This is a genomic window from Salinarchaeum chitinilyticum, assembly GCF_055390775.1.
This window is the reverse complement of the sequence record NZ_AP043888.1, coordinates 793186-813087: the sequence shown is the minus strand read 5'-3', so window position 1 is coordinate 813087 and position 19902 is coordinate 793186. Positions and strand designations below refer to the sequence as shown.

19 protein-coding genes and 1 tRNA gene are annotated in these 19902 nt (G+C 68.3%); 10 read left to right on the top strand and 10 right to left on the bottom strand.

What is annotated here, in order from left to right; translation table 11 throughout:
* Positions 1–94 precede the first annotated feature (94 nt).
* Positions 95–2110, top strand: a complete 2016-nt coding sequence (locus tag ACZ5KP_RS03975) for an ATP-binding protein (RefSeq protein WP_460920122.1) — start codon at positions 95–97, stop codon at positions 2108–2110.
* A gap of 201 nt (positions 2111–2311) precedes the next feature.
* Here the strand turns inward: ACZ5KP_RS03975 and ACZ5KP_RS03970 are convergent.
* From ACZ5KP_RS03970 to ACZ5KP_RS03960, 3 genes are all read right to left on the bottom strand, one after another.
* Positions 2312–2382, bottom strand: a tRNA-Gly gene (locus ACZ5KP_RS03970).
* Positions 2383–2492: 110 nt separating this feature from the next.
* On the bottom strand, positions 2493–3698 hold the full coding sequence (locus ACZ5KP_RS03965) for a nicotinate phosphoribosyltransferase (protein ID WP_460920120.1): 1206 nt from the start codon (positions 3696–3698) through the stop codon (positions 2493–2495).
* A gap of 64 nt (positions 3699–3762) precedes the next feature.
* On the bottom strand, positions 3763–5436 hold the full coding sequence (locus ACZ5KP_RS03960) for an Hvo_1808 family surface protein (protein WP_460920118.1): 1674 nt from the start codon (positions 5434–5436) through the stop codon (positions 3763–3765).
* A 119-nt stretch (positions 5437–5555) separates the two neighbouring features.
* Between ACZ5KP_RS03960 and ACZ5KP_RS03955 the strand changes: the two genes are divergently transcribed.
* The gene (locus tag ACZ5KP_RS03955; protein ID WP_460920116.1) at positions 5556–6131 is read left to right on the top strand and encodes a cysteine hydrolase family protein; all 576 of its coding nucleotides are present in this window, start codon (positions 5556–5558) and stop codon (positions 6129–6131) included.
* Between the two features lie 159 nt (positions 6132–6290).
* Here the strand turns inward: ACZ5KP_RS03955 and ACZ5KP_RS03950 are convergent, their stop codons facing one another.
* The 4 genes from ACZ5KP_RS03950 to ACZ5KP_RS03935 form a co-directional block, all read right to left on the bottom strand.
* A complete protein-coding gene (locus ACZ5KP_RS03950) occupies positions 6291–6431 on the bottom strand; it encodes a hypothetical protein (RefSeq protein ID WP_460920114.1) in 141 nt (46 codons plus the stop codon).
* A gap of 127 nt (positions 6432–6558) precedes the next feature.
* On the bottom strand, positions 6559–6714 hold the full coding sequence (locus ACZ5KP_RS03945) for a hypothetical protein (protein WP_460920112.1): 156 nt from the start codon (positions 6712–6714) through the stop codon (positions 6559–6561).
* A 126-nt stretch (positions 6715–6840) separates the two neighbouring features.
* The gene (locus tag ACZ5KP_RS03940) at positions 6841–8025 is read right to left on the bottom strand and encodes an FAD-dependent monooxygenase (protein WP_460920110.1); all 1185 of its coding nucleotides are present in this window, start codon (positions 8023–8025) and stop codon (positions 6841–6843) included.
* A gap of 136 nt (positions 8026–8161) precedes the next feature.
* The gene (locus ACZ5KP_RS03935) at positions 8162–9208 is read right to left on the bottom strand and encodes a WD40/YVTN/BNR-like repeat-containing protein (protein WP_460920108.1); all 1047 of its coding nucleotides are present in this window, start codon (positions 9206–9208) and stop codon (positions 8162–8164) included.
* A gap of 111 nt (positions 9209–9319) precedes the next feature.
* Here ACZ5KP_RS03935 and grpE point away from each other — a divergent pair, with 111 nt between their 5' ends.
* The 3 genes from grpE to ACZ5KP_RS03920 all read left to right on the top strand — a co-directional run bounded on the left by grpE (position 9320) and on the right by ACZ5KP_RS03920 (position 13259).
* Entirely contained in the window at positions 9320–10780 is a 1461-nt protein-coding gene (grpE, locus tag ACZ5KP_RS03930; RefSeq protein WP_460920106.1) for a nucleotide exchange factor GrpE, read from the top strand.
* 112 nt (positions 10781–10892) lie between these two features.
* The gene (dnaK, locus tag ACZ5KP_RS03925; RefSeq protein WP_460920104.1) at positions 10893–12869 is read left to right on the top strand and encodes a molecular chaperone DnaK; all 1977 of its coding nucleotides are present in this window, start codon (positions 10893–10895) and stop codon (positions 12867–12869) included.
* Positions 12870–13031: 162 nt separating this feature from the next.
* A complete protein-coding gene (locus ACZ5KP_RS03920) occupies positions 13032–13259 on the top strand; it encodes a DUF2249 domain-containing protein (protein WP_460920102.1) in 228 nt (75 codons plus the stop codon).
* Between the two features lie 64 nt (positions 13260–13323).
* On the opposite strand, the gene ACZ5KP_RS03915 is transcribed toward ACZ5KP_RS03920, so the two are convergent.
* Positions 13324–13587 (bottom strand): DUF2249 domain-containing protein, encoded by a 264-nt coding sequence (locus ACZ5KP_RS03915; RefSeq protein ID WP_460920101.1) that lies wholly within the window; start codon positions 13585–13587, stop codon positions 13324–13326.
* Positions 13588–13710: 123 nt separating this feature from the next.
* On the opposite strand from ACZ5KP_RS03915, the gene ACZ5KP_RS03910 reads away from it, so the two are divergent.
* Positions 13711–14304 carry a hypothetical protein gene (locus ACZ5KP_RS03910; protein WP_460920099.1) on the top strand — a complete coding sequence of 198 codons (594 nt, stop codon included), beginning with the start codon at positions 13711–13713 and terminating at the stop codon, positions 14302–14304.
* A gap of 83 nt (positions 14305–14387) precedes the next feature.
* Here ACZ5KP_RS03910 and ACZ5KP_RS03905 read toward each other — a convergent pair whose 3' ends face one another.
* Together ACZ5KP_RS03905 and ACZ5KP_RS03900 are read right to left on the bottom strand one after the other, a co-directional pair.
* Complete coding sequence (locus ACZ5KP_RS03905; protein ID WP_460920097.1) at positions 14388–14855, bottom strand: metal-dependent transcriptional regulator; 468 nt, start codon at positions 14853–14855, stop codon at positions 14388–14390.
* Positions 14856–15014: 159 nt separating this feature from the next.
* Positions 15015–16235 (bottom strand): DUF2249 domain-containing protein, encoded by a 1221-nt coding sequence (locus ACZ5KP_RS03900; RefSeq protein WP_460920095.1) that lies wholly within the window; start codon positions 16233–16235, stop codon positions 15015–15017.
* A gap of 207 nt (positions 16236–16442) precedes the next feature.
* Here ACZ5KP_RS03900 and ACZ5KP_RS03895 point away from each other — a divergent pair, with 207 nt between their 5' ends.
* From ACZ5KP_RS03895 to ACZ5KP_RS03880, 4 genes are all read left to right on the top strand, one after another.
* Positions 16443–17111, top strand: coding sequence for a helix-turn-helix domain-containing protein (locus ACZ5KP_RS03895; protein ID WP_460920093.1), 669 nt, complete (start codon positions 16443–16445; stop codon positions 17109–17111).
* A gap of 137 nt (positions 17112–17248) precedes the next feature.
* The gene (locus tag ACZ5KP_RS03890; protein WP_460920091.1) at positions 17249–18616 is read left to right on the top strand and encodes a hypothetical protein; all 1368 of its coding nucleotides are present in this window, start codon (positions 17249–17251) and stop codon (positions 18614–18616) included.
* A gap of 13 nt (positions 18617–18629) precedes the next feature.
* Positions 18630–19166, top strand: coding sequence for an SRPBCC family protein (locus tag ACZ5KP_RS03885; protein ID WP_460920089.1), 537 nt, complete (start codon positions 18630–18632; stop codon positions 19164–19166).
* A gap of 50 nt (positions 19167–19216) precedes the next feature.
* Positions 19217–19888, top strand: coding sequence for a biotin transporter BioY (locus ACZ5KP_RS03880; protein ID WP_460920087.1), 672 nt, complete (start codon positions 19217–19219; stop codon positions 19886–19888).
* The last annotated feature ends 14 nt before the right edge of the window (positions 19889–19902 follow it).

Here is a 19902-nt window from a genome sequence, read left to right as displayed (position 1 = left end):
CGAATCGCCGAAAGCCTTCCGCAGCTGGGGGCTCGTCGCTTGACCGGTCCGATCGGCCTCAGCGCTTATATCTGACAACCGAATACGGGGTCCAGTGACACGCCGATCGTACGTCGACGGGCTGCCGACAGTCCTCGTTTGCGGGGTGGACACCCGGTCGGTCGTTTCGCGGCTCGACGATGCCCTGGGGGACTACCGCATCGAGACGACGGACTCGATCGAGTCCGTCACCGACGGGAGCGTCTCGCTCGAGGCGGTCGCCTGCGTCGTGGCCGTCGATCCGGTCTCCGACGGATCCGGAATCGACCTCGCGGAGCGGCTCGATCGCGGCGAGCGGTCGCCGCCGGTGGTGCTCGTCCCCGAGCACGTCGACGAGGAGGTCGCCCTCGCGACGACGGCTGGCGCGAGCGCGATCGTTCCACCGGGCGCCCTCGACCGACTCGCCGAAACGGTCGACGCGGAGGGATCTGCCTATCTCGAGCGCATCGCCGACGCACGTGAGGTCGCCGCGCTGGAGACGCTGTTCGATCAGATAGAGGACGTCTTCCAGATCAAGGACGCGGAGGGGCGCTACCGGCGGCTGCTGAGCAATCGCGAGTGGCCCGCGGCGTCGGAGGCCGTCGGGAAGACCGATCGCGTGCTCCACGACGACCAGTTCGATCTCAACGAACGGTACTACGAGGAGGACGGGCAGGTGCTGTCGACCGGCGAGCCGATCGTCGGCGAGATCACGGGCTACGGTGAAGGTCCGCTGTTCTGGCTGGAGACCACGAAAGTGCCGCTGCAAGACGACAGCGGCGAGATCACCGGGCTCGTCGGTCACGTTCGCGACGTCTCCGAACGGATGCACCACCGTCAGGAGCTCCAGTCGAAGAACGACCGACTCGATCGGTTCGCGAGCTACGTCTCCCACGACCTCAAGAACCCGCTGAGCATCGCGACGGGCTATCTTGACCTCGCGCGCGAGGGCGACGAGGAGGCCCTCGACGCCGTCGACGACGCCATCGGCCGCATGGAGGAGCTCGTCGACGACGTCGAGATCCTCGCACGGGGCGAACAGCAGCTCCTCCGCGCGGACTCGGACGCGACGCTTCAGGCCACGAAACACTCGATCGCTGCGATGGTGCGCAACGTCTGGACCGTGCTCGCTACGGACCGCGCGACGCTCGAGGTCGAACTGCCGGACGACGCGGTCGTCTACGCGAGTGAAGCGGAGTTCCGATCGATGGTCGAGAACCTCCTCACGAACGCGATCGACCACGGTGGTGCGGACGTCACGGTTCGCGTCGGCCGCACCGAGAGCGGGTTCTACGTCGAAGACGACGGTCCGGGCGTCCCCGAAGACGATCGCGAACGGATCTTCGAACAGGGGTACTCGACGGCCAACGGCGGTACGGGAACGGGGCTGGCGATCGTCTCGGAAGTCGCCGCCGCGCACGAGTGGGAGGTCGCCGTAACGACCGGCCGCGAGGGCGGCGCACGCTTCGAGATCAGCAACTGTCTGCTGGTTCCGGTGACGAACCGTTCCCCAGCGCTCGGCGCCGCACTCGATCTTACGGACGCTACCGACGTCGGGAACCCGGGCGAACCCGGCCACGCCGAGTACGATCCGGACCGGGACGCCTGGACGGTCTCCGGCGCCGGCGAAGACATCTGGGGCGGGGAGAACGACTTCCACTTCGTCTACGCCACGGTTTCCGGCGACCTGCGGCTCCAGGCCCGCGTCGCTGGGGTACACGACGTCTACGAGTTCAGCAAAGCCGGCGTGATGGTACGGGATAATCTCGAGGAGGACAGCTGCCACGGCTACGTTGGACTCACCCGCGATCTCATCGAGGTGCTGTGGTGTGACTCGACTGGCGCTCCGACGACGAGCCAGCACCTCCGGAACGCCGACCGCGTCTACGACTGGATCCGCATCGACCGCGAGGGCGACCGGCTCACCGTCGCCGTCTCCGCGGACGGCGAGACGTGGCATCCCATCGACCAGCGGCGAATATCGTGTACGGAACCGGTCCACGCGGGGCTGGCGGTCTGTAGCGCGGTCCACCGTGACTCCTGCACCGCGATCTTCGAGGACGTTGCCCTCCACCGGCTCGACGATTCGTAGCCTCACCCTCTGCTACGTCAAACGGGATCTGCTATGCCAAATGGGGGCTGCTACGCCAAATGGGCGGGGACGAGGCCACGCGTAACCGGAACGGCCTCGTTGCCGAGCCGCGGGTCGGTGCGGGTCGGCTGGTGCAGCGAAGGCCACGACCGACGACCGGACCGACCACTAACAGTTTCGATGAAACGACCGCCGAGAAAGTGCGTCGGCCGAGATTTGAACTCGGGTTGCGACCGTGGCAGGGTCACGTGATACCACTACACTACCGACGCCCTCGCGTTTCGTATTTCTTCGGAGTGCCGTATAAGGGTTGCGGAACGGGGGAGGGCGTGGGGGGCGATGACGAACTCCCGACGCTGGCCCGACGTCACCAGTCCCTCCGTTACTCTCGATCCTCGCCGAAACCAACGCGTTCGGCGTCTGCCTGCGCTCGCTCGGCCGCTGCGTCGAGATCGAACTCCCGGACGACCTCGCCGTCGCGGACGAGCGGTTCGAGGAGCGGCTCCGCGTCGTCGGGAACCGACGATCCGGTACCGTCCTCATCCTCGTCGCCCGCTTCGGCAGCCGCCGGTGCGTCGGCGAGCGCGACGAGGTGCCCACCGTCGTCGGTCCGGTAGACCGTCTTCCGACCGGGCAGCTTTCCGCGCTTCGAGATCGGCTCGCCGTCGACCTCGACGACGTCAAGCGCGAAGTCCGTCGGATCCGCGTTCGTCACGTAGCTCCCGATCCCGAACCCGTCGACGACGTCCCGGAGCTTCAGGATCGCGTCGCGGTCGATGCCGCCGCTGGCGAAGATCCCCACGTCCTCGTGTCCCGCGGCGTCGAGTTCCCAGCGAACCTCCCGGAGGATGTGCCGGAAATCCCCGCGCCGAGAGCCGGTCGTGTCGATTCGCACGGAGTCGAGCGCGTCGCCCAGCGTCGCCGCAGCCTCGCGCGCTTCGACGGTCTCGTCGTAGAACGTGTCCACGAGCGCGACACGGGGCACCGAGGCTCCGACGCCGTCGTCGAACGCTCGCCAGCCCTCCGCCTGGTTGCCCTCGCCGAAACACAGCAGGAGCGCGTGGGGCATCGTCCCGCCGGCTTCCTCGCCGATCAGCTCGCCGGCGGCGACGTTCGAGATGCCGTCGAGCCCGCCGACCAGCGCCGCTCGCTCGAGCATCGGCGCGATCGCGGGGTGGAGGTGGCGCGAGCCGAAGGAGAGCACCAGCGAGTCGGGCGCGGCCAGTCTCGCCGCCAGCGCCCGCGTGGCGAACGCACTGGCCTGGGAGAGCAGCCCGAGGAGCGCCGTCTCGTAGCGCGCGAACGCTCGATACTGCCCCTCGATCCGCAGGACCGGGCCACCGTCGAAACACTGCCCGGTCCGGAGTGCGTCGACGTCGACGGGAAGCCCCTCGAGCAATGCTGCGGCGTCGGCGCAGCCGGCGAACACCTCGAAGGTCCCCGTCGGGAACTGGTCGGCGGTGACCTCGGCGACGATCGTCGGGTCGCGGTCGGCGGCCTCCAGCGTCTCCTCGGTCCGCAGGAAGTAGGCGTCGGTCGCACGACCGTCCAGGATCGTCGATTCGTCGAGGAGATCCAGCCCTGTCATGTGCGACGGTTGGTGCGCCCTGCGAAAAAGCCCGCCGCTGTCGGTCGCGGGCCCCGCGTCGGCGTTACCGGCGGCGGGCGACCTCGAACGCGACGAGCCCGAGCACGAGGATCGACCCGATCACTGCGAGTGCACCGAGTCCCGAGAGCTCGTCGGTGACCCGATCGGCCGTCCCGTCGTCCCCGTTCGAGGCCGGCAGCTCGGGAGGCTGCTGGGCGGCGTTCGCGTCGAGGGAGCGGACGGCCTCCAGCGTCGGCGCGTGGACGACGGTGACCGAGCTGCCGCTCCGACGGATCGAGACCCGCCCGTCGTAGGTGCTCTCCGGCGGGAAGCTGTACGTCCCGGCGAACTCGTTGGACCGATCGCCCCCGCGCACCTCGAGCAGCTGGACGTAGCGCTGGTAGAAGGTCGCCGCGGACTGCTCGCTCTTCCACGTGGTGCGCCATCGGACGGCGGTGTCGTCGCTGTCGGTGTACACTTCCAGCCGACCGCCCTGCCAGCCGGTCGCGGCGTCGACGCTGTAGACGTACGGCCTGAGCGGATCGAGCTCGTTCTCGCCGACGTTGTTGGTGACGTGGTTCGCGCTGTAGATCTCGCCGCCGTCGGTCGAGTCGAACGTCGGTGCGATCATCGCCGCACCGATCGTCCCCGGGCCCATGACGTCGTGAGCGGGCCGCCCGTCCGGCTCGACGAGGGTCCAGTTCGCGTCGACCTCGGTTGCGAACGTGACGGTGGCCGGCTCGAAGCTCTCCGGCGTCGACGGAACCATGATCTGCTTGCTCGAGACCGGCGGGTCGTCGTAGCGCGCGTCGACGGCCGCCCAGCCGCCCGCGTCGTACAGCGTCTCGACGTACCGGCCACCGTTGTTGTACGGCTGGAAGAAGAACAGCTCCAGTGCGAGGAACTCACCGTTCTCCGTGCTCTCCACGTCGTAATCGAGACAGCTTGTGGCCCAGCCCGGGTTCGAACAGCGCCGCTCGTAGCGGTGTTCGACCAGCGACGCGTCGCCCTCGATCAGCCCGCTCTCGGCGAGTGCGACGTCCGTGAGCGCCGCGTCGAACCGGCTCAGATCGAACTGCTGGTCCTGGAGTGCGTGGACGAGCTCGTGGGCGAGCGTCGGCTCGTCGACGTACGTGCCGTTCTCGTCGCCGACGAGGACGATCTCGTCGGTCTCGGCGTCGTAGAACCCCCGCGTCGCGCCAGCGGTCGTCGCTGCCCTCGCTTGCGTCGCGTTGGTCTTGGTGCCGAGCAGGAGCGTTGCAGCCAGGCGTGCGTCGTCGAACCGGCGGGTCGCGGCCGACCGGTTCGCCAGCATCGCCTGCTGGTCCGCGCGGACCTCGCTCCGGTTCGCGATCTCGATCGTCGGGACTGACGCGAAGGAGAGACACCGCAACGTCTCGACGCGTGCGGCAGTGCGGGCGACGACGGCCGCCGCCTCCGCCTCGTCGAGCCCGTCGCTCGCGTCGAGCTCGCGGGATTGGGAGCCGTCACCGGCGTCGCCGCCCGAGCCACCGCCTCCGGAGCCGTTCGCCTCGATCACGATCGGCTCGTCGTACCAGTAGCCGCCGACGTAGCCGATCGCGTCGCCCTCGGTCGGTGCGGAGAAGTTCGACGGCGACTCCGCCGCGCAGCTCTCGAGTGGCTGTTCGTGCTCCGCAGCACCGGCGCCGCCGGACGCCACGAGCGTCACGAGGACGATCCCCACGAGTACTGTCGCGACTGTGGGGTAAATTCGCATGATTTCGACGTGGATCCGACGCCTCAAAAGTGTGATCCCCGGCAGACGACGGGGTCCGTGGTGCTCCTCTCGCCGTCGCCGTGGATGGACTTTTCGGCAGCGAGCGTCTACCACGGCACATGAACCTCTCACCGTCGTCCGGTGCGCTGGTCGTCGTCGACGTACAGAACGGGTTCTGTCACCCCGACGGGAGCCTCTATGCCCCCGGGAGCGAGGACGCGATCGCTCCCGTCGCCGACCTCGTCGATCGCGCCCACGACGCCGGCGTCCAGGTCGTCTTCACCCGGGACGTCCACCCTCCAGAGCAGTTCGACGACGCGCACTACTACGACGAGTTCGACCAGTGGGGCGAGCACGTCCTCGAGGGGAGCTGGGAGGCCGAAATCGTCGACGCCATCGACGTGCAAGAAGACGACCACGTGGTCGAGAAACACACCTACGACGCGTTCCACCAGACGGAACTCGACGGCTGGCTTACCGCGCGGGGAATCGACGACCTCGCGATCTGTGGGACGCTCGCGAACGTCTGCGTGCTCCACACGGCGGGATCGGCGGGGCTCCGGGACTACCGGCCGGTCCTGATCGAAGACGCGATCGGGGCGATTGAGGACGACCACCGCGAGTACGCACTCGACCACGCCGACTGGCTGTTCGGCGAGGTGACGACGATCGACGCCCTCACGATGGGCGAGTAGGCGGGCCGGCCCAGAGTAAAGGGAACCGTGATCGGCGTGTGCCAGAGGGGATCCGGGTGAGCAGCGCTCGCGCCGGGCAGCGATCGGCAAAGATGGCGAAAAACGGCGGTGCTAGTGCTCCGTGGATCTCGCGTTGGTCGAACGTCCTCGGGTGAATCCTCAGGCGAACGTCGACAGGAACGCGTCGCTGAAGACGACCAGCCCGATGCCAGCCGCGACGATGATCCCCAGCCAGAGCGTCGCGATTTTCGCGGAGCGCCGCATGAAGTCCTCGTCAACGTCGGATGCGCTGCTGGACATTACCTCACCGTTCGATTCGGAACGGAAAACGACGCCGGTTCGACCCGCCCCTGTCACGTGGTTCCACGGCACAGTATCCGAACTGGGCTCACCGGAGCACGACGGGTCGGTTCGCGCCGGGAGACGCTTACGCGAACGCGTCCATCAGCACGTCCCCCCACAGGACGAGCGCCAGACTGGCGAGAAACAACATCAGTATCCAGCCGCCGACGAGCAGGGCGAGCATCCGCATTAGCTGCTCGTTCTCCTCCTCGACGGTGGGGACGACGTCAGTCTGTTCCATGAAGGATCGTTATGGTTCTGGGCACGTAAATCATGCCCCGAACCGATCCGGGACAGGGAACGACAATGCCGTCGAACCGGCCACTGCTCGCGACGCGATCCTCGTTTCGACTCCCTGTCGACCGGCTCAGGGCAACAGCGCCCTGAGCTGCTTCGTCGAGAACAGCGACGTCGGCCGGTCCATGTGGACGCCGATCTCACCCGAGAACGTCCGGAGACCGGCGCGCTGGACCGTCCGCGGGAGCGAGTACGCTCGCCGGATCGCGTGCCCGAGACGGATCTCCCGCCCGAGATCCGCCCGCCACGCCGATTCGTAGTCGGCGAGCGTCGCGGGATCGTCCGGGTCGATCTGCTCGACGGCGTGGTCGGCACAGGTCGTCCCGTAGCGGATGCCGCCGCCGGTGAACGGTTTGGTCTGGCCCGCCGCGTCGCCGATCAGCAGGCCCCGGGTTCCTGTCACGCTGTCCGGCGGGCCCACGGGAATCGCACCGGAGCAGCGCCGCGAGACCTCGACGCCGTAGGCTTCGCAGAACGCCTCGAAGTGCTCGCCGGCGTGCTCCGTCGGCGGCACCGCCAGCCCGAACTCGACGCCGGCCTCGCCGCGGGGGATCCGCCACGCGAAGAAGCGCGGCGGCGTGAGGTGGACGTCGACGAAGTCGGCGTGATCGGGCTCGTCGGTGAATCCGAGCACCCCGTGGAGGAGCTCGTCCGGCTCGGGCAACTCGAGCGCGTCTCGCACTCGCGATCGCGGGCCGTCACAGCCCGCGACCATCTTCGCCTCGAACTCCTCGGTCCCGCCCGGCCCGCGAACGGTGACGGAGATCCGATCGTCGCGCTCTTCGACGGCGGTAACGGTGTGGTCTTCCCGGCAGTCCGCGCCAGCGTCCCGCGCGAGCGCCGCGAGATGGCGATCGAGCCCGACCCGATCGATGACGTTCGATACTGGCTCGTCCTTGTAGAACGGGTACGCACCATCGAGCTCGCTGCCGGCGTCCCGCGCCACGTCGTCTGGCCGTTCTCCGTTCGTCGACGGGCCGTCGCCTTTCTCGGTCGCCGTTGGCCCGTCGCCGTTCCCGGCGGCCCCGGGACCGTCCACGTGGAATCGTGCGCCGTAGACCTCGTTCTGGAGGAGGTCGTCGCGTGCGCCCTCGCCCGTGATCGACCAGAGGTCGGTGCTCACGTGGCCCGAACACGCCAGCGGCTCGCCGACGCTGCCCTGCTCGAACGCGAGGACGTCGTGGCCAGCCTCCGCAGCGCGGCGAGCGAAGCGCGACCCGGCGGGGCCGAGGCCGACGACGACGAAGTCGTACACGTCGGAGGGTACGCGAGCCAGCGCTTACGTGTTTCGACGCTGGATCGGCGTAGGTGCCGGCTACGGGCCCCTTGCCCTCGCGCTCTCGACCGGGATCCACGCCTCGGGTCACTCCGGGCGCCATCGGCGGTATCGCTCACTCCGAAGCATCTGCTGGAACCACGGCGAGCCCTCGCGCAGTCTGCTCCTCGACCGCGGCCGGCCACTCGACGTCGATCCGCGTCCAGGCGGTGCCGAACTCCGTCGAGCGGTAACAGCCCCGGTTCGTCGCCGCGTAGACGTGCCCCGGCTCGCCGTCGGTCGCGAGGACGGCCCGGAGCACGCCCTCGCCGCTGACGGGCCCGTCGAGACGCTTCCAGCTGACCGTTTCGCCGCGTCGTTGGCCGTGGCCGCTCCGTCGGCGATAGCAGTAGGACTCGCCGGGTAGGCTGTGGGCGGATCCGGGTCCGGTCGCTGCGCTGACGAGTACGCGATCCGGATCGCCAGGATCGGGAACGACGCTCCAGACGTAACGATGGTCGAGGCCGTCGTGGCGGACAGTCCAGTGCTCTGCGCCGTCCTCCGACTCCGCGAAGCCGTCGCCCGCGGCGGAGTAGACGCGCCCCGGTGCGTCGGGATGGGTCGCGAGCTGGTGATTGTCCCGGCGCGATCCCGGTGGCCGATCCGACCAGGTCGCGCCGCCGTCGGTCGTGTAGAGCAGCGCGCCCGCCTCGATCCCGACGTAGATCCGGTCGGGATCGGCCGGATCGGGTTCGATCCACCGGACGTGGTGGGTGTCGGGCCGCGGCGGGAACGACCATTCCTCGGCGGAGGGCACGTCGGTGATGCCCTCGACCGATTCGAAGGAATCGCCGCCGTCCACGGAGCGGTAGAGCCGGCTAGGCTCCGTGCCGACCCAGACCGTCTCGGGATCGAGTGGCGATACCGCGACTGCCGTGACGGCGTCGTGGTCGAGGGTCTCGCCGACCGGATCGAACGTCCGACCGCCGTCCGTCGTGCGATGGAGGCCGGCGTCGAACGTCCCGACGAACGCGCGCTCCGGCACGCCATCGTGGGCAGCGACGGCCTCGAGGTCGTGGCCGAGCAGCGCGGTCCGCGCGTGGGGCGCTGGCCCCTCGGTGCCTTCGATCGTCAGCAGTCGGTCGCGGTGAGCGAGATACGCACGCACGCGCTTGACTACCACGGCCTCGGACAAGTCGCTGTGGGTGGGACGGCTGCCGGCACCACTCCGCGGATCCGGTCGCCGTTTCGCGGATCATGAACCCTTATGCTCCCCGCCCGGTTGCTCACTGACATGACCGACGACGAGGGCCCCGAGAGCGGGGCCGAAGCGGGCGCGACGGATGGCGCCGACGCCGAGGACGAGACGGCGACAGGTGGTGACGCGGCCGGGACAGACGGCGCCGGCGAACCAGCGCCCGACGACGGTGCTGGCAAGGATCGAACCGACGATGGGTCGGACGACGTCGCTGCGGAGGAAGCGATCGACGACGATTCGGGCGCCGACGGTACGGACTCCGCCGACGCTTCGAACTCCGCTGACGGGGCGGACTCCGACGACGAGGCCGAGGCTACCGAATCGAACGGCGCCACTCCACAGCAGCCGGCGGAGGGCGAGTCGCCGATCGGCCACGATCTCACGGATCGCATCGCCGAGTACGACGAGTCCCTGGCCGGCGAGGTCCAGCTCGTCGTCGAGAAGGCCCTGGAACTGAAAAAACGGGTCGACGAGCAGGCCGAGGAGCTCGAGGCGAAAGACGAGCGCATCGATCAGCTCGAGAGCGCGCTCGCGAAGTCGAAGGCGGACTTCCAGAACTACAAGAAGCGCCAGGACCGCGAGAAGGACCGCATCCGCGACCGTGCCACGGAGGACCTCGTCGAGCGGCTGCTCGACGTTCGCGACAACCTCACGCGTGCGGCCGAGGACGACCACGACGACGTCGAGTCGATCCAGCAGGGCGTCCGGATGACGCTCAAGGAGTTCGACCGCGTGCTCGACGCCGAGAACGTCTCCGAGATCAAACCCGATCCCGGCGAGGAGGTCGATCCCCAGCGCCACGAGGTGATGATGCGCGTCGAAAGCGACCAGCCAGAGGACACGATCGCGGACGTCTACTCCTCCGGCTACGAGATGGCCGACAAGGTGCTCAAAACCGCCCAGATCACCGTCAGCGAAGGGCCCGCCGACGACGCCGATTCCGCAGAAACCAATGCGGACGAGGAAGCCGAGGAAAGCGGTTCGCAGGCGGAGCAGGGAGACGCCGACGAGTCGGCTGACGCAGCTGCGGACGCCGCATCGTCGGAGACGGACGCGGACGGCGCCGAGGACGACTCGACGGCGACGGAGTCCACGACCGACGATCCCGAGCCAGCGGAACCTGCGCCCGCGGCCGAGGCAGCCGAACCCGTCGAGCCCACCGACGACGTCATCGCCGCGGAGCCAGTCGACGATGGCGACGACGCCGACGGTGCGTCGGCGGACGACGAATCCACGTCCGGCGCGGAACCGGTCGACGAGGCGGAAGCTGCCGACGACAGAGGATCTGCTGAGGACGGAGAAGCGGCTGACGCCGAGAGCGGGGGCACGGCGGACGCCGACCCCGGCGACGAGGAGACAGCCGACGGTGCCGAGGACGGTGGCGACGCTGCAGCGGACGACGCGGAGTCGGATTCCGAAGCGGCTGACGCCGACGGAGCGGCTACCGAGGACACCGACGGCTCGGCGGCTTCGGACGCCGATTCCGACGAGAAGTGACCCCACGCACGCGGTCGCGGTAGTCTACGATGCCCCCGGGGCAGAATTTTATTCCGAGCCGTGATTCGGTGTAGCAAGGTTTAAGCGGGACAACGTACAAAGCACGTTCAGCATGACCAGTGACAAAATTCTGGGGATCGACCTCGGAACCACGAACAGCGCATTCGCCGTCATGGAGGGCGGCGATCCCGAGATCATCGTCAACAGCGAGGGCGAGCGAACGACACCGTCCGTCGTCGCCTTCTCCGACGACGGCGAGAAGCTCGTCGGGAAGCCGGCGAAGAACCAGGCGGTCCAGAACCCCGAGCGCACGATCCAGTCGATCAAGCGCCACATGGGTGAGGAGGGCTACACCGTCGACGTCGACGGCGAGGAGTACACGCCCGAACAGATCTCGGCGATGATCCTCCAGAAGCTCAAGCGCGACGCCGAGGAGTATCTCGGCGACGAGATCGAGAAGGCCGTCATCACGGTGCCGGCGTACTTCTCGGACAGCCAGCGACAGGCGACCAAGGACGCCGGCGAGATCGCCGGCTTCGAGGTCGAGCGGATCATCAACGAGCCGACGGCCGCGTCGATGGCCTACGGCGTCGACGAGGACGCCGACCAGACGGTGCTCGTCTACGACCTCGGTGGCGGGACGTTCGACGTCTCCATCCTCGAGCTCGGCGGCGGCGTCTACGAGGTCGTCGCCACGAACGGTGACAACGACCTCGGTGGCGACGACTGGGACCACGCCATCATCGACTGGCTGACCGAAGAGTTCGAGAACGAGCACGGCATCGACCTCACTGAGGACCGACAGGCGCTCCAGCGGCTCAAGGACGCTGCCGAGGAGGCCAAGATCGAGCTCTCCTCCCGGAAAGAGACCGAGATCAACCTCCCGTTCATCACGGCGACCGACGACGGTCCGATCCACCTCGAGAAGTCCCTCACGCGGGCGAAGTTCGAGTCCCTCACGTCGGACCTCATCGAGCGGACCGTCGAGCCGACCGAGCAGGCCCTCGACGACGCCGGCTTCGACAAGGGCGACGTCGACGAGGTGCTGCTCGTCGGTGGCTCCACGCGCATGCCTCAGGTCCAGGAGAAGGTCGAGGACCTCGTCGGGCAGGACGCACAGAAGAACGTCAACCCCGACGAGGCCGTCGCGCTGGGCGCCGCGCTCCAGGGCGGCGTGCTCGGCGACGAGGTCGACGACATCGTCCTGCTCGACGTTACGCCGCTGTCGCTGGGCGTCGAGGTCAAGGGTGGCCTGTTCGAGCGCCTCATCGAGAAGAACACGACGATTCCCACCGAGGAGTCGAAGATCTTCACCACCGCTGCGGACAACCAGACCTCCGTCCAGATCCGCGTCTTCCAGGGCGAGCGCGAGATTGCCGAGGAGAACGAGCTGCTCGGCGAGTTCCAGCTGACCGGCATCCCGCCGGCGCCGGCTGGAACGCCCCAGATCGAGGTCACCTTCGCGATCGACGAGAACGGCATCGTCAACGTCTCCGCGGAGGACAAGGGCTCGGGCAACACCGAGGAGATCACGATCGAGGGCGGCACCGGTCTCGCCGACGCCGAAATCGAGCAGATGAAGGAGGAGGCCGAGGCCCACGCCGAGGAAGACCAGAAGCGCCGCGAGCGCATCGAGGCCCGTAACGACGCCGAGGCTTCGATCCAGCGCGCCGAGACGCTCCTCGAGGAGAACGAGGAGGAGATCGACGACGGGCTCCGCGACGACATCGAGGCCGCCGTCGACGACCTCGAGGCAGTCGTCGAGGACGAGGACGCCTCCGTCGAGGCGATCCGCGACGCCACCGAGGAGCTCTCCGACGTCCTCCAGGAGATCGGCAAGCAGATGTACCAGGAGGCCGCCCAAGCCGAGGCTGGCGGTGCAGGTGCCGCGGGCGCTGGTCCCGCCGGTGCAGGTCCGGCAGGTGCCGGCCCCGCAGGCGGTCCGAACCCCGGCCCCGAGGCGGGCGCCGCCGAAGACGAGGAGTACGTCGACGCCGACGTCGAGGACGTCGACGACGAGCCTGTCGAGGAGGACGCTGGCGCGGCAGACGGCGACGCCGACGAAGTCGATCCCGACGAAGCCGACTGATCCCCCGGTCGCTGTCACTGGGTGGTTCGTTTTTCGTTTCGCTGCCGGGGAGCCACTGCATCGCCCCCGAATCGCCCCGGCGTCGAGATCGCCGAACCGAGTTCGATGCGTCGAACACGTTCGGAGCAACGGTCACCCACCTCCCGACCCGACTGTTACTCGATGTCCGCCTCAGACGTCGCCGACCGACTGGACGCCCGAGAGATCGACGGCGAGCCCTTCGGTGCGATCACGGCAGCGATGGACGACCTCGCCCCCGGCGAGACGCTCCTCCTGATCAACAGCTTCGAGCCGGTGCCGCTATACGACGTGCTCGAACAGCGCGGCTTCGACCACGAGACGGAGCACGTCGACGAGGACGAGTGGCACGTCGAGATCACGAAAGAATAGCGTCCCCCGCGTACCGATCGCGTTCTCTCCTCGACGGCGGTTTTCCGTCGGTGCCTGTCGTGCGTCAGTCCCGCCAGACGACGGTAACGACCTCGTTTTCGACGTCGAGGGTCTCGTACTCGTAGCCGCGATCGTCGAGCTTGGGGTAGAGGTGCTGTGGAGCGCGGTCGTTGCGCTGGACGAGAACGGTGTCGTCGTCGAGGTCGGCGAGTAACTCGAGGGAGTTCGTGAGCGGCTGGGGCGGTGGAAGGTCGCGGGCGTCGAGTGTCTCTCTCGGTCGATCGATCGGTGCCCCAGTGTTCGCGAGAATGTCGTCGGTATCGACCATACCGATCGTTTGGTTCGGGAGCCGGAAACGGTTCTCCCGAAGATATTCTCCGACGATCGGTCGCGCGTGTGGCCGAATATATCCGGGACGGTCGATAGGGACCGCCGCGTCGTACACGGAGATATGGCCGGCTTCCCTTCGCCGTTTGGCAGCGACGACGATTCGCTGTTCAACGGCTACGACGAGTTCGTTCCGGAACATCTGCCGGACGCCGACGAGTTCCTCGCCGACCAGACGCTCCTGACCGGCGACGACCACCTCGCCTTTCACCGGCTCACCAGGGAGGTCTTCGAGGAGCGGAAGGTCTACGACATGACGTTCAACTACAACCTCGCCCGGCTGAACCTCGACACGCGCCACACCGGGGCTGGCTATCGCTACGCCCGTGAGGCCGACGACCCCTCGGTCCTGCGCGCGGAGTTCACGCCGACGACGCCCTTCTGCCCGCAGACGCACACCCTTACGATCGGCTCGTTCCGGGCGTGGAACGGCCTCGCCGATCGCCACGAGTACGACCTCGTCCGGGTTCGCGCGGCACCGCTCCACCACCAGTCGGAGGCGATCAACGAGCAGCTCGCGGAGATCGAGGCGGCCTTCCAGCGAACCGGTGACGTGACCGTCGAGCCGGAGGACGCGCCCGAGGTCGGCTCGACCCCGATGGAGCGCAACGAGATGGCGCAGTCGAACAGCCGCGGGAGCCAGGACGCACCGTTCTGAGAGTGGAGAGACTGCGTCGGTCTCCTCCGTCGCTTCTTTGTTTCGCAGTTCCGTCAGGGAGCCTCGTTCGCTCCAGCACCGAGCTACGCTACCGGACAGTCGGCCGGATCGCGCTCCGCGTCGTGACAGCACGCGCTCGGTTCGGGGACGAGCGCGTCGAGTCGATCGATCGCCTCCTCCGGCAGCACGTAGCCGATCCGGTAGCCCGCAGTCGCCGGGATCGCGACGTCGAGCTCCGACTCGAAGAATCGGCTGACGGTGCACGCCCGGCCCGCGAGGTCGCTCGCGACGACGACGCCGCGCTCGGTGAGTTCGACGCCGCGGTGCTTCTCGTAGTCGACGAACCCGTCGTTCGCGAGGCGCTCGAAGGTCTCGGTGACGGTCGCCGGGCTGACGTCGACCCGATCGCTGACGTCGCCAGTCCGGGCGCGGCCGTCGCCGTCCAGCGCGGCCCAGTAGATCGCGACGAGGTAGCGCCCGACCTGCCGGTCCACGCAGGTCTCGGGGTGTCGGCACTCGCAGGTCGTGGCGGTTCGGGTTCCTGCGGCCATACAGGAGGAAGCGGCCCCAGCAGCAACGGCCTCACCCCGAACGTCTTCGAGAACTGCGGCCGCTGTCGAGAAGGACGGCCTCTGTCGAGAACGGCGGTCGTAACCGAAAACGGCGGCCCAGTCGGGACGGCCGCGCACAGCCCAAAATGAGGTGGTGGTTCAGAACGGCGCTTCGGTGCCGCCGTCGGTGGCTTCGACGTCCTCGCCAGTCTCCACGCCCTCGGCCTTCCCGACGAGCACGCGGAATTCGCCGGGTTCCTGCTGGCGGTATTCCCACCGGAACTCCGGGCCGGCCTCGGCGTCGAACTGGTGGTAGAGCGGCTTGGGATCGTGATCGTTGACGAGGACGAACCCCTCGCCGCCATCGAGATCGGCGTAGGCCTCGAAGATCGCCTGGTGGCGCTGGGCCGGCGGCCGGTCCCGGACGTCGAGCTCTTCGGTGATCTCAAGCGAGCGATCGGACTCGGCGCCCGCGTCCGCCGGTGCGTTCGCGCCGTCGGCGTCCATGGCATGATCGTGCTCGTGGCCGTGGTCGTGGTGCTCGCGTTCGTGGTCGCCGTGGTGACCACAGCCCGCACCGTTGCCCTGCGCCGACGGCTCGTCGGTCCCGCTCTCCGACGCCTCGTCGATCCCGCTCCCTGACGTCTCGCCGTCGCCAGGAACTGCCTCAGGCTTCGTGACCTGGACGGTGCAGCGGCCTGGCTCCTCCTCGACGATCGACCACTCGAAGTCGTCGCCGTAGCGCTGGCGGAACTCCCGCTGGAGCGGCCGCGGGACGTGGGGAGCGATCAGCTCCATGGTGCCGCCCTCGGGGAGCATTCCGTAGCGATGGTGAATCGTGGGGTGGCGCTCCCGCTTTGGAATTTCCCGGACGTCGAAGCGCGTGACGACGTCGTCGTCGCCCGCGGCGGCCGCTCCCGTCTTGGTGATCTCGACGATCCACTCGCCGCCGTCCTTCGAGCGGTAGTCCCAGCCGACGACGTCCCCGCGCGTGGAGTTCAGTTCGTGGTAGAGCGGTTTGGGGTCGTGGTCGTTGACCAGGCGGAACCCCTCGCCGACGTCCAGCTCGTCGAAGGCAGCGGTCAGCGTGCTGTGGCGTTGCTGGGGTGGCAGGTGCCGTGCGTCGAAGGCGGGATGCTCGCCCTCGGCGACTGGCCCCGCGTGGGTGACGGTGAGCTTCCAGACGTCGGGGCCGACGGTTTCGTAGTCCCGGTCGAGTTCGGCCCCTCGATCGATCTGGTAGCGGATGAGGGTTGCCTCGACGTTTCGGTCCGCCAGTACGTCGATGGCGTCGCCCTGGTCCGTCTCGTCGAGCGTTTCGTGGATTCGATCCCCGACGGCGTCCGCCGCCGTCTCCCTGCAGTCGAGCTCCGGTGACATGTCGGTTCGACACAGGCGGGGCTCGCCGATAACGCTCCGGCCGAAGCGCTTCGGGGCCGGGAACCGGTGAAACTGCCGCGCAACGGGTGATCGATTGCACATAAAAATCCGACGCGAACGTGTTCGCGCCAAGTTCCTTTTAGGCAGTCCTAAAATATGGGTGTAGCAGCGGGCCCTGGTTTCGAAGCGGGCGCCCGTCATCCACCAATGCCATACGCCGAACTCACCATCACGATTCCCGAGGCAGTCTGGATCGGACGATTATCGCGAACGCACCCCGAGACGCGCTTTCGCGTGCTCGCCGCGACGGCCGACGAGGACACCGGCGTCGTCCGGCTCGAAGTGCTCGGCGAGGACGCACCGGCCGTCGTCGAGGCCATGCGCGACTGTGAGCCCGTCACGACGCTCACGGTGTTCGAGACCGGCACCGACCACTGCCGCATCCAGTTCGAGTCGAAGGTGGCGGTCCTCCTGACGGCGCTCCAGCGCTCGGGGGTCCCACTCGAGACGCCGTTCGAGGTCCAGGACGGGTCGCTCCAGCTCGCGACCACGACCCCGCGGGAGCGCCTCTCCGCGCTGGGCAACGCACTCGACAAGCTCGGGATCGGCTACACGCTCGAGCGGGTGACCGAGGAGCCCGAGACCGAGGACCCCTTGCTCACGGACCGCCAGCGCCGCCTCCTGGAGGCCGCACGGGATCGGGGCTACTACGACACGCCCCGGCGGATCACGCTCACGGAGCTGGCTGCGGAGATGGATCTCGCCGCCTCGACCTGCAGCGAGGTGCTCCACCGTGCGGAGGAGCACCTCGTCAAGGAACACCTCGGAACCGAGCGCGATCCCGTCGGTACTCTCCAGCCCGTCGGCGCCGACTGAGATCCCGCAATCGCTCCACGGTCGATCCCTCGTCCATGGGAATGCCGATGCCGCCGATGGTCGTGACAGCGCCGATGGACGTGACAGCGAATATTTTCGGGCACAACGTGAGGATCGCCGGAAGCCAACCCGCTCACATGGGCGCGATTCCCGGCGGCGTCGACACGTCCCAGCAACCGCCTATGACGGTGCCGCTCCGGCACTTCGTCGTCGGTCTGGGGTTCCTCCTGGCTGGCACGCTCCTGGGTATGGGACACGCCGCCGACGCGATCGACGGGATGGCCGGACTCGCCCACGTTCACCTCCTGCTCGTCGGCTGGGTCTGCGTGACGATCATGGGCGCGATGACGCAGTTCGTGCCGGTCTGGTCGGGAACGAAGCTCCACTCCCGGCGACTCGCGAACGTGCAGCTCGTGCTGGTCGTGGTCGGTCTGCTCGCGTTCGTCGCGGGGCTCCTGACCGTCGAACTCGAGCTGCTCGCCGTCGCCGGCATGGCCATGCTCGCCGGCTTCTGGACGTTCGTCTACAACGTCGGCCGGACGCTCGCGACCGTCGAGGAACTCGATGTCACCGAGCGGCACTTTGCGCTCTCGCTGGGGTTCTTCGTCGCGTTGACGCTGCTGGGCGTCGTGCTGGCAGCGGACTTCACACATCCGCTCCTCGCGGACCGCCCGGTCACTCGAATCGGCGTCGTCGGCGCTCACGCGACGATCGCCGTCTTCGGCGCCGTGTTGACCACGATCTACGGCGCGCTCTACCAGCTCGGAACGATGTTCACCCAGACGGAGCTCCACGGGATCGACCACCGGCTGCGGCCGATCGAGGAGGTCGGCCATCCGCTCGGCGTCGTGCTCCTGGCGGGCGGTCGGCTGTTCGAGGCCGTCCCGATCGCGCGGCTCGGCGGCCTGCTGATCGTCGTCGCCGCGCTGGCGTTCGCGACGGTGCTCGGGCGGAAGCTCTACGAGATGCAGGTCGCTCGGACGCCGATGCACACCCGCTACGCGGTCGTCGTGGTCGCGCTCGCGAGCTGGGCGCTGCTGGCCGCGCCGGCGTGGCTGGCCGACCCCACGGCGATCGATCACCGGTTTGGCGCTGCAGGCAGCGCGCACCTGCTCTTCCTCGGCGTCGTCGGATTCGTCGTGCTGGGGACGCTCTATCACATCGTCCCCTTCGTCGTCTGGGTCCACCGCTACAGCGACGAGCTCGGGTTCGAGCCGGTGCCGATGATCGACGACCTCTACGACGACCGGATCGCGGCGATCGACGGCACACTGCTCGTGACCGGGACCGCCGGGCTGGTCGCCTGGGAGCTGCTGGCGCTCTCCCAGGCCGTCGTCTCGGTCGCAGGCGGGCTCGTGTTGCTCGCGATCCTGGCGTTCCTCGCGAACGTCGTGCTCGTCCTTGTCCGGCACAGCCCACAGCCGATCGATCGCATCGTCTTCGGATCGCTCAGCCCTCGCCGCACTGGCGAGGTCGTCGAGGAGTCACCGACGGAGTCCCCCTGAGGTACGTCCAGTCATGCAATCAGTCACGCTCACGCGCACGATCGACGCACAGCCCGGGACGGTCGCCGACGCGATGGACGACCTGGAGCCGTTCATGCTCGCCGCCGGCTTCGACGAGGTTGACGTCGACGGCGACGCGATGCACGTCGCCAACCTCGTCGGGATCGCCGAGATCGAACTCGTCCTCGAACTGGTCGACGAGCCCGGGGCCGCCCTCGCCTACGAGCAACGCGAGGGGATCTTCGAGGAGATGGTGACGAGCTACGCGATCGAACCGGTCGACGCCAGTGACGAGGTCGTCGCCGCGGACGACGGGGCCGACGGCGTTGACGTCGAGACGGACGCGGTGGACGGCGATACCGATGCCCCTGACGACGATACCGAGGCCGATCCCTCGGGCACGGAGGTCACCGCCACCACCGAGTTCGCGATGGACGTCCCGCTCGTCGGCGGGATCCTCGACGCGACCGTGATCAAACGCCAGCGCCGGACGGAACTCGCCGCACAGCTGGACTGGCTCGAGGCGAACTGCTCACCGACCGGGCCCTGAGATCTCTGGATCCGGTGGATTCTTGCCCGCTCCCGAGTAGAGGTTCCTCTATGTCACTCGCCGTCACGTCGGTCGCCCGGAGTTCCCTCCGACGATCGAGAACGGCCGGCAGCCAGCTCTATCAGTATCGGCGCGAGGCGGACGTCCTCGAGACGCTCCTGCTCGTCGGCGGGTTCGCCGCCCTGACGGGACTGGCCGCACAGATCCGGATCCCGCTGTGGTTCACGCCGGTTCCGATCACGCTCCAGACGTTCGCGTTCCTGCTCGCCGGGCTCGTGCTGGGCGCACGCTACGGCGGCCTCAGCCAGGGGCTCTACGTTGGGGGCGGCGCGCTCGGCGTCCCGTGGTTCCAGTCGATGGGCGCTGGCTTTGGCCACCTCGCCGGGCCGACCGGCGGCTACCTCGTTGGCATGTTCGTCTCGACGCTGTTCGTCGGGTACGTCGTCGATCGGTTCCACGTCCGCGAGCAGTTGCCGGCGCTACTCGGCGTCCTCGGGATCGCGAACGCGCTCGTCTACGTCGTCGGGCTGCCCTGGCTGTTCGTCTGGTCGACGGTGATCTCGGGCGGATCGGTCGGCGCCTGGGAGCTGCTCACGATGGGGCTGTTCCCCTTCGTCGCCGGCGACGTCGTGAAGCTCGTCGGTGCGGCCGGCGTCGGTCGGCTGGTCGCGCCGCCGGAGGGCTGCTACGAGGACGCTGCGCTCCGTCCGGATACGGAGTAACGGTTCGGCTACTG

Bases quoted from the DNA above. Each gene is read 5' to 3' on its own strand.
- ACZ5KP_RS03900 (WP_460920095.1), bottom strand. From the start codon at position 16,235: ATGTCACCGGAGCTCGACTGCAGGGAGACGGCGGCGGACGCCGTCGGG.
- ACZ5KP_RS03965 (WP_460920120.1), bottom strand. From the start codon at position 3,698: ATGACAGGGCTGGATCTCCTCGACGAATCGACGATCCTGGACGGTCGT.
- ACZ5KP_RS03880 (WP_460920087.1), top strand. From the start codon at position 19,217: ATGTCACTCGCCGTCACGTCGGTCGCCCGGAGTTCCCTCCGACGATCG.
- ACZ5KP_RS03920 (WP_460920102.1), top strand. From the start codon at position 13,032: ATGTCCGCCTCAGACGTCGCCGACCGACTGGACGCCCGAGAGATCGAC.
- ACZ5KP_RS03910 (WP_460920099.1), top strand. From the start codon at position 13,711: ATGGCCGGCTTCCCTTCGCCGTTTGGCAGCGACGACGATTCGCTGTTC.
- ACZ5KP_RS03895 (WP_460920093.1), top strand. From the start codon at position 16,443: ATGCCATACGCCGAACTCACCATCACGATTCCCGAGGCAGTCTGGATC.
- ACZ5KP_RS03890 (WP_460920091.1), top strand. From the start codon at position 17,249: ATGGGCGCGATTCCCGGCGGCGTCGACACGTCCCAGCAACCGCCTATG.
- grpE (WP_460920106.1), top strand. From the start codon at position 9,320: ATGACCGACGACGAGGGCCCCGAGAGCGGGGCCGAAGCGGGCGCGACG.
- ACZ5KP_RS03905 (WP_460920097.1), bottom strand. From the start codon at position 14,855: ATGGCCGCAGGAACCCGAACCGCCACGACCTGCGAGTGCCGACACCCC.
- ACZ5KP_RS03950 (WP_460920114.1), bottom strand. From the start codon at position 6,431: ATGTCCAGCAGCGCATCCGACGTTGACGAGGACTTCATGCGGCGCTCC.
- ACZ5KP_RS03960 (WP_460920118.1), bottom strand. From the start codon at position 5,436: ATGCGAATTTACCCCACAGTCGCGACAGTACTCGTGGGGATCGTCCTC.
- dnaK (WP_460920104.1), top strand. From the start codon at position 10,893: ATGACCAGTGACAAAATTCTGGGGATCGACCTCGGAACCACGAACAGC.
- ACZ5KP_RS03885 (WP_460920089.1), top strand. From the start codon at position 18,630: ATGCAATCAGTCACGCTCACGCGCACGATCGACGCACAGCCCGGGACG.
- ACZ5KP_RS03915 (WP_460920101.1), bottom strand. From the start codon at position 13,587: ATGGTCGATACCGACGACATTCTCGCGAACACTGGGGCACCGATCGAT.
- ACZ5KP_RS03945 (WP_460920112.1), bottom strand. From the start codon at position 6,714: ATGGAACAGACTGACGTCGTCCCCACCGTCGAGGAGGAGAACGAGCAG.
- ACZ5KP_RS03955 (WP_460920116.1), top strand. From the start codon at position 5,556: ATGAACCTCTCACCGTCGTCCGGTGCGCTGGTCGTCGTCGACGTACAG.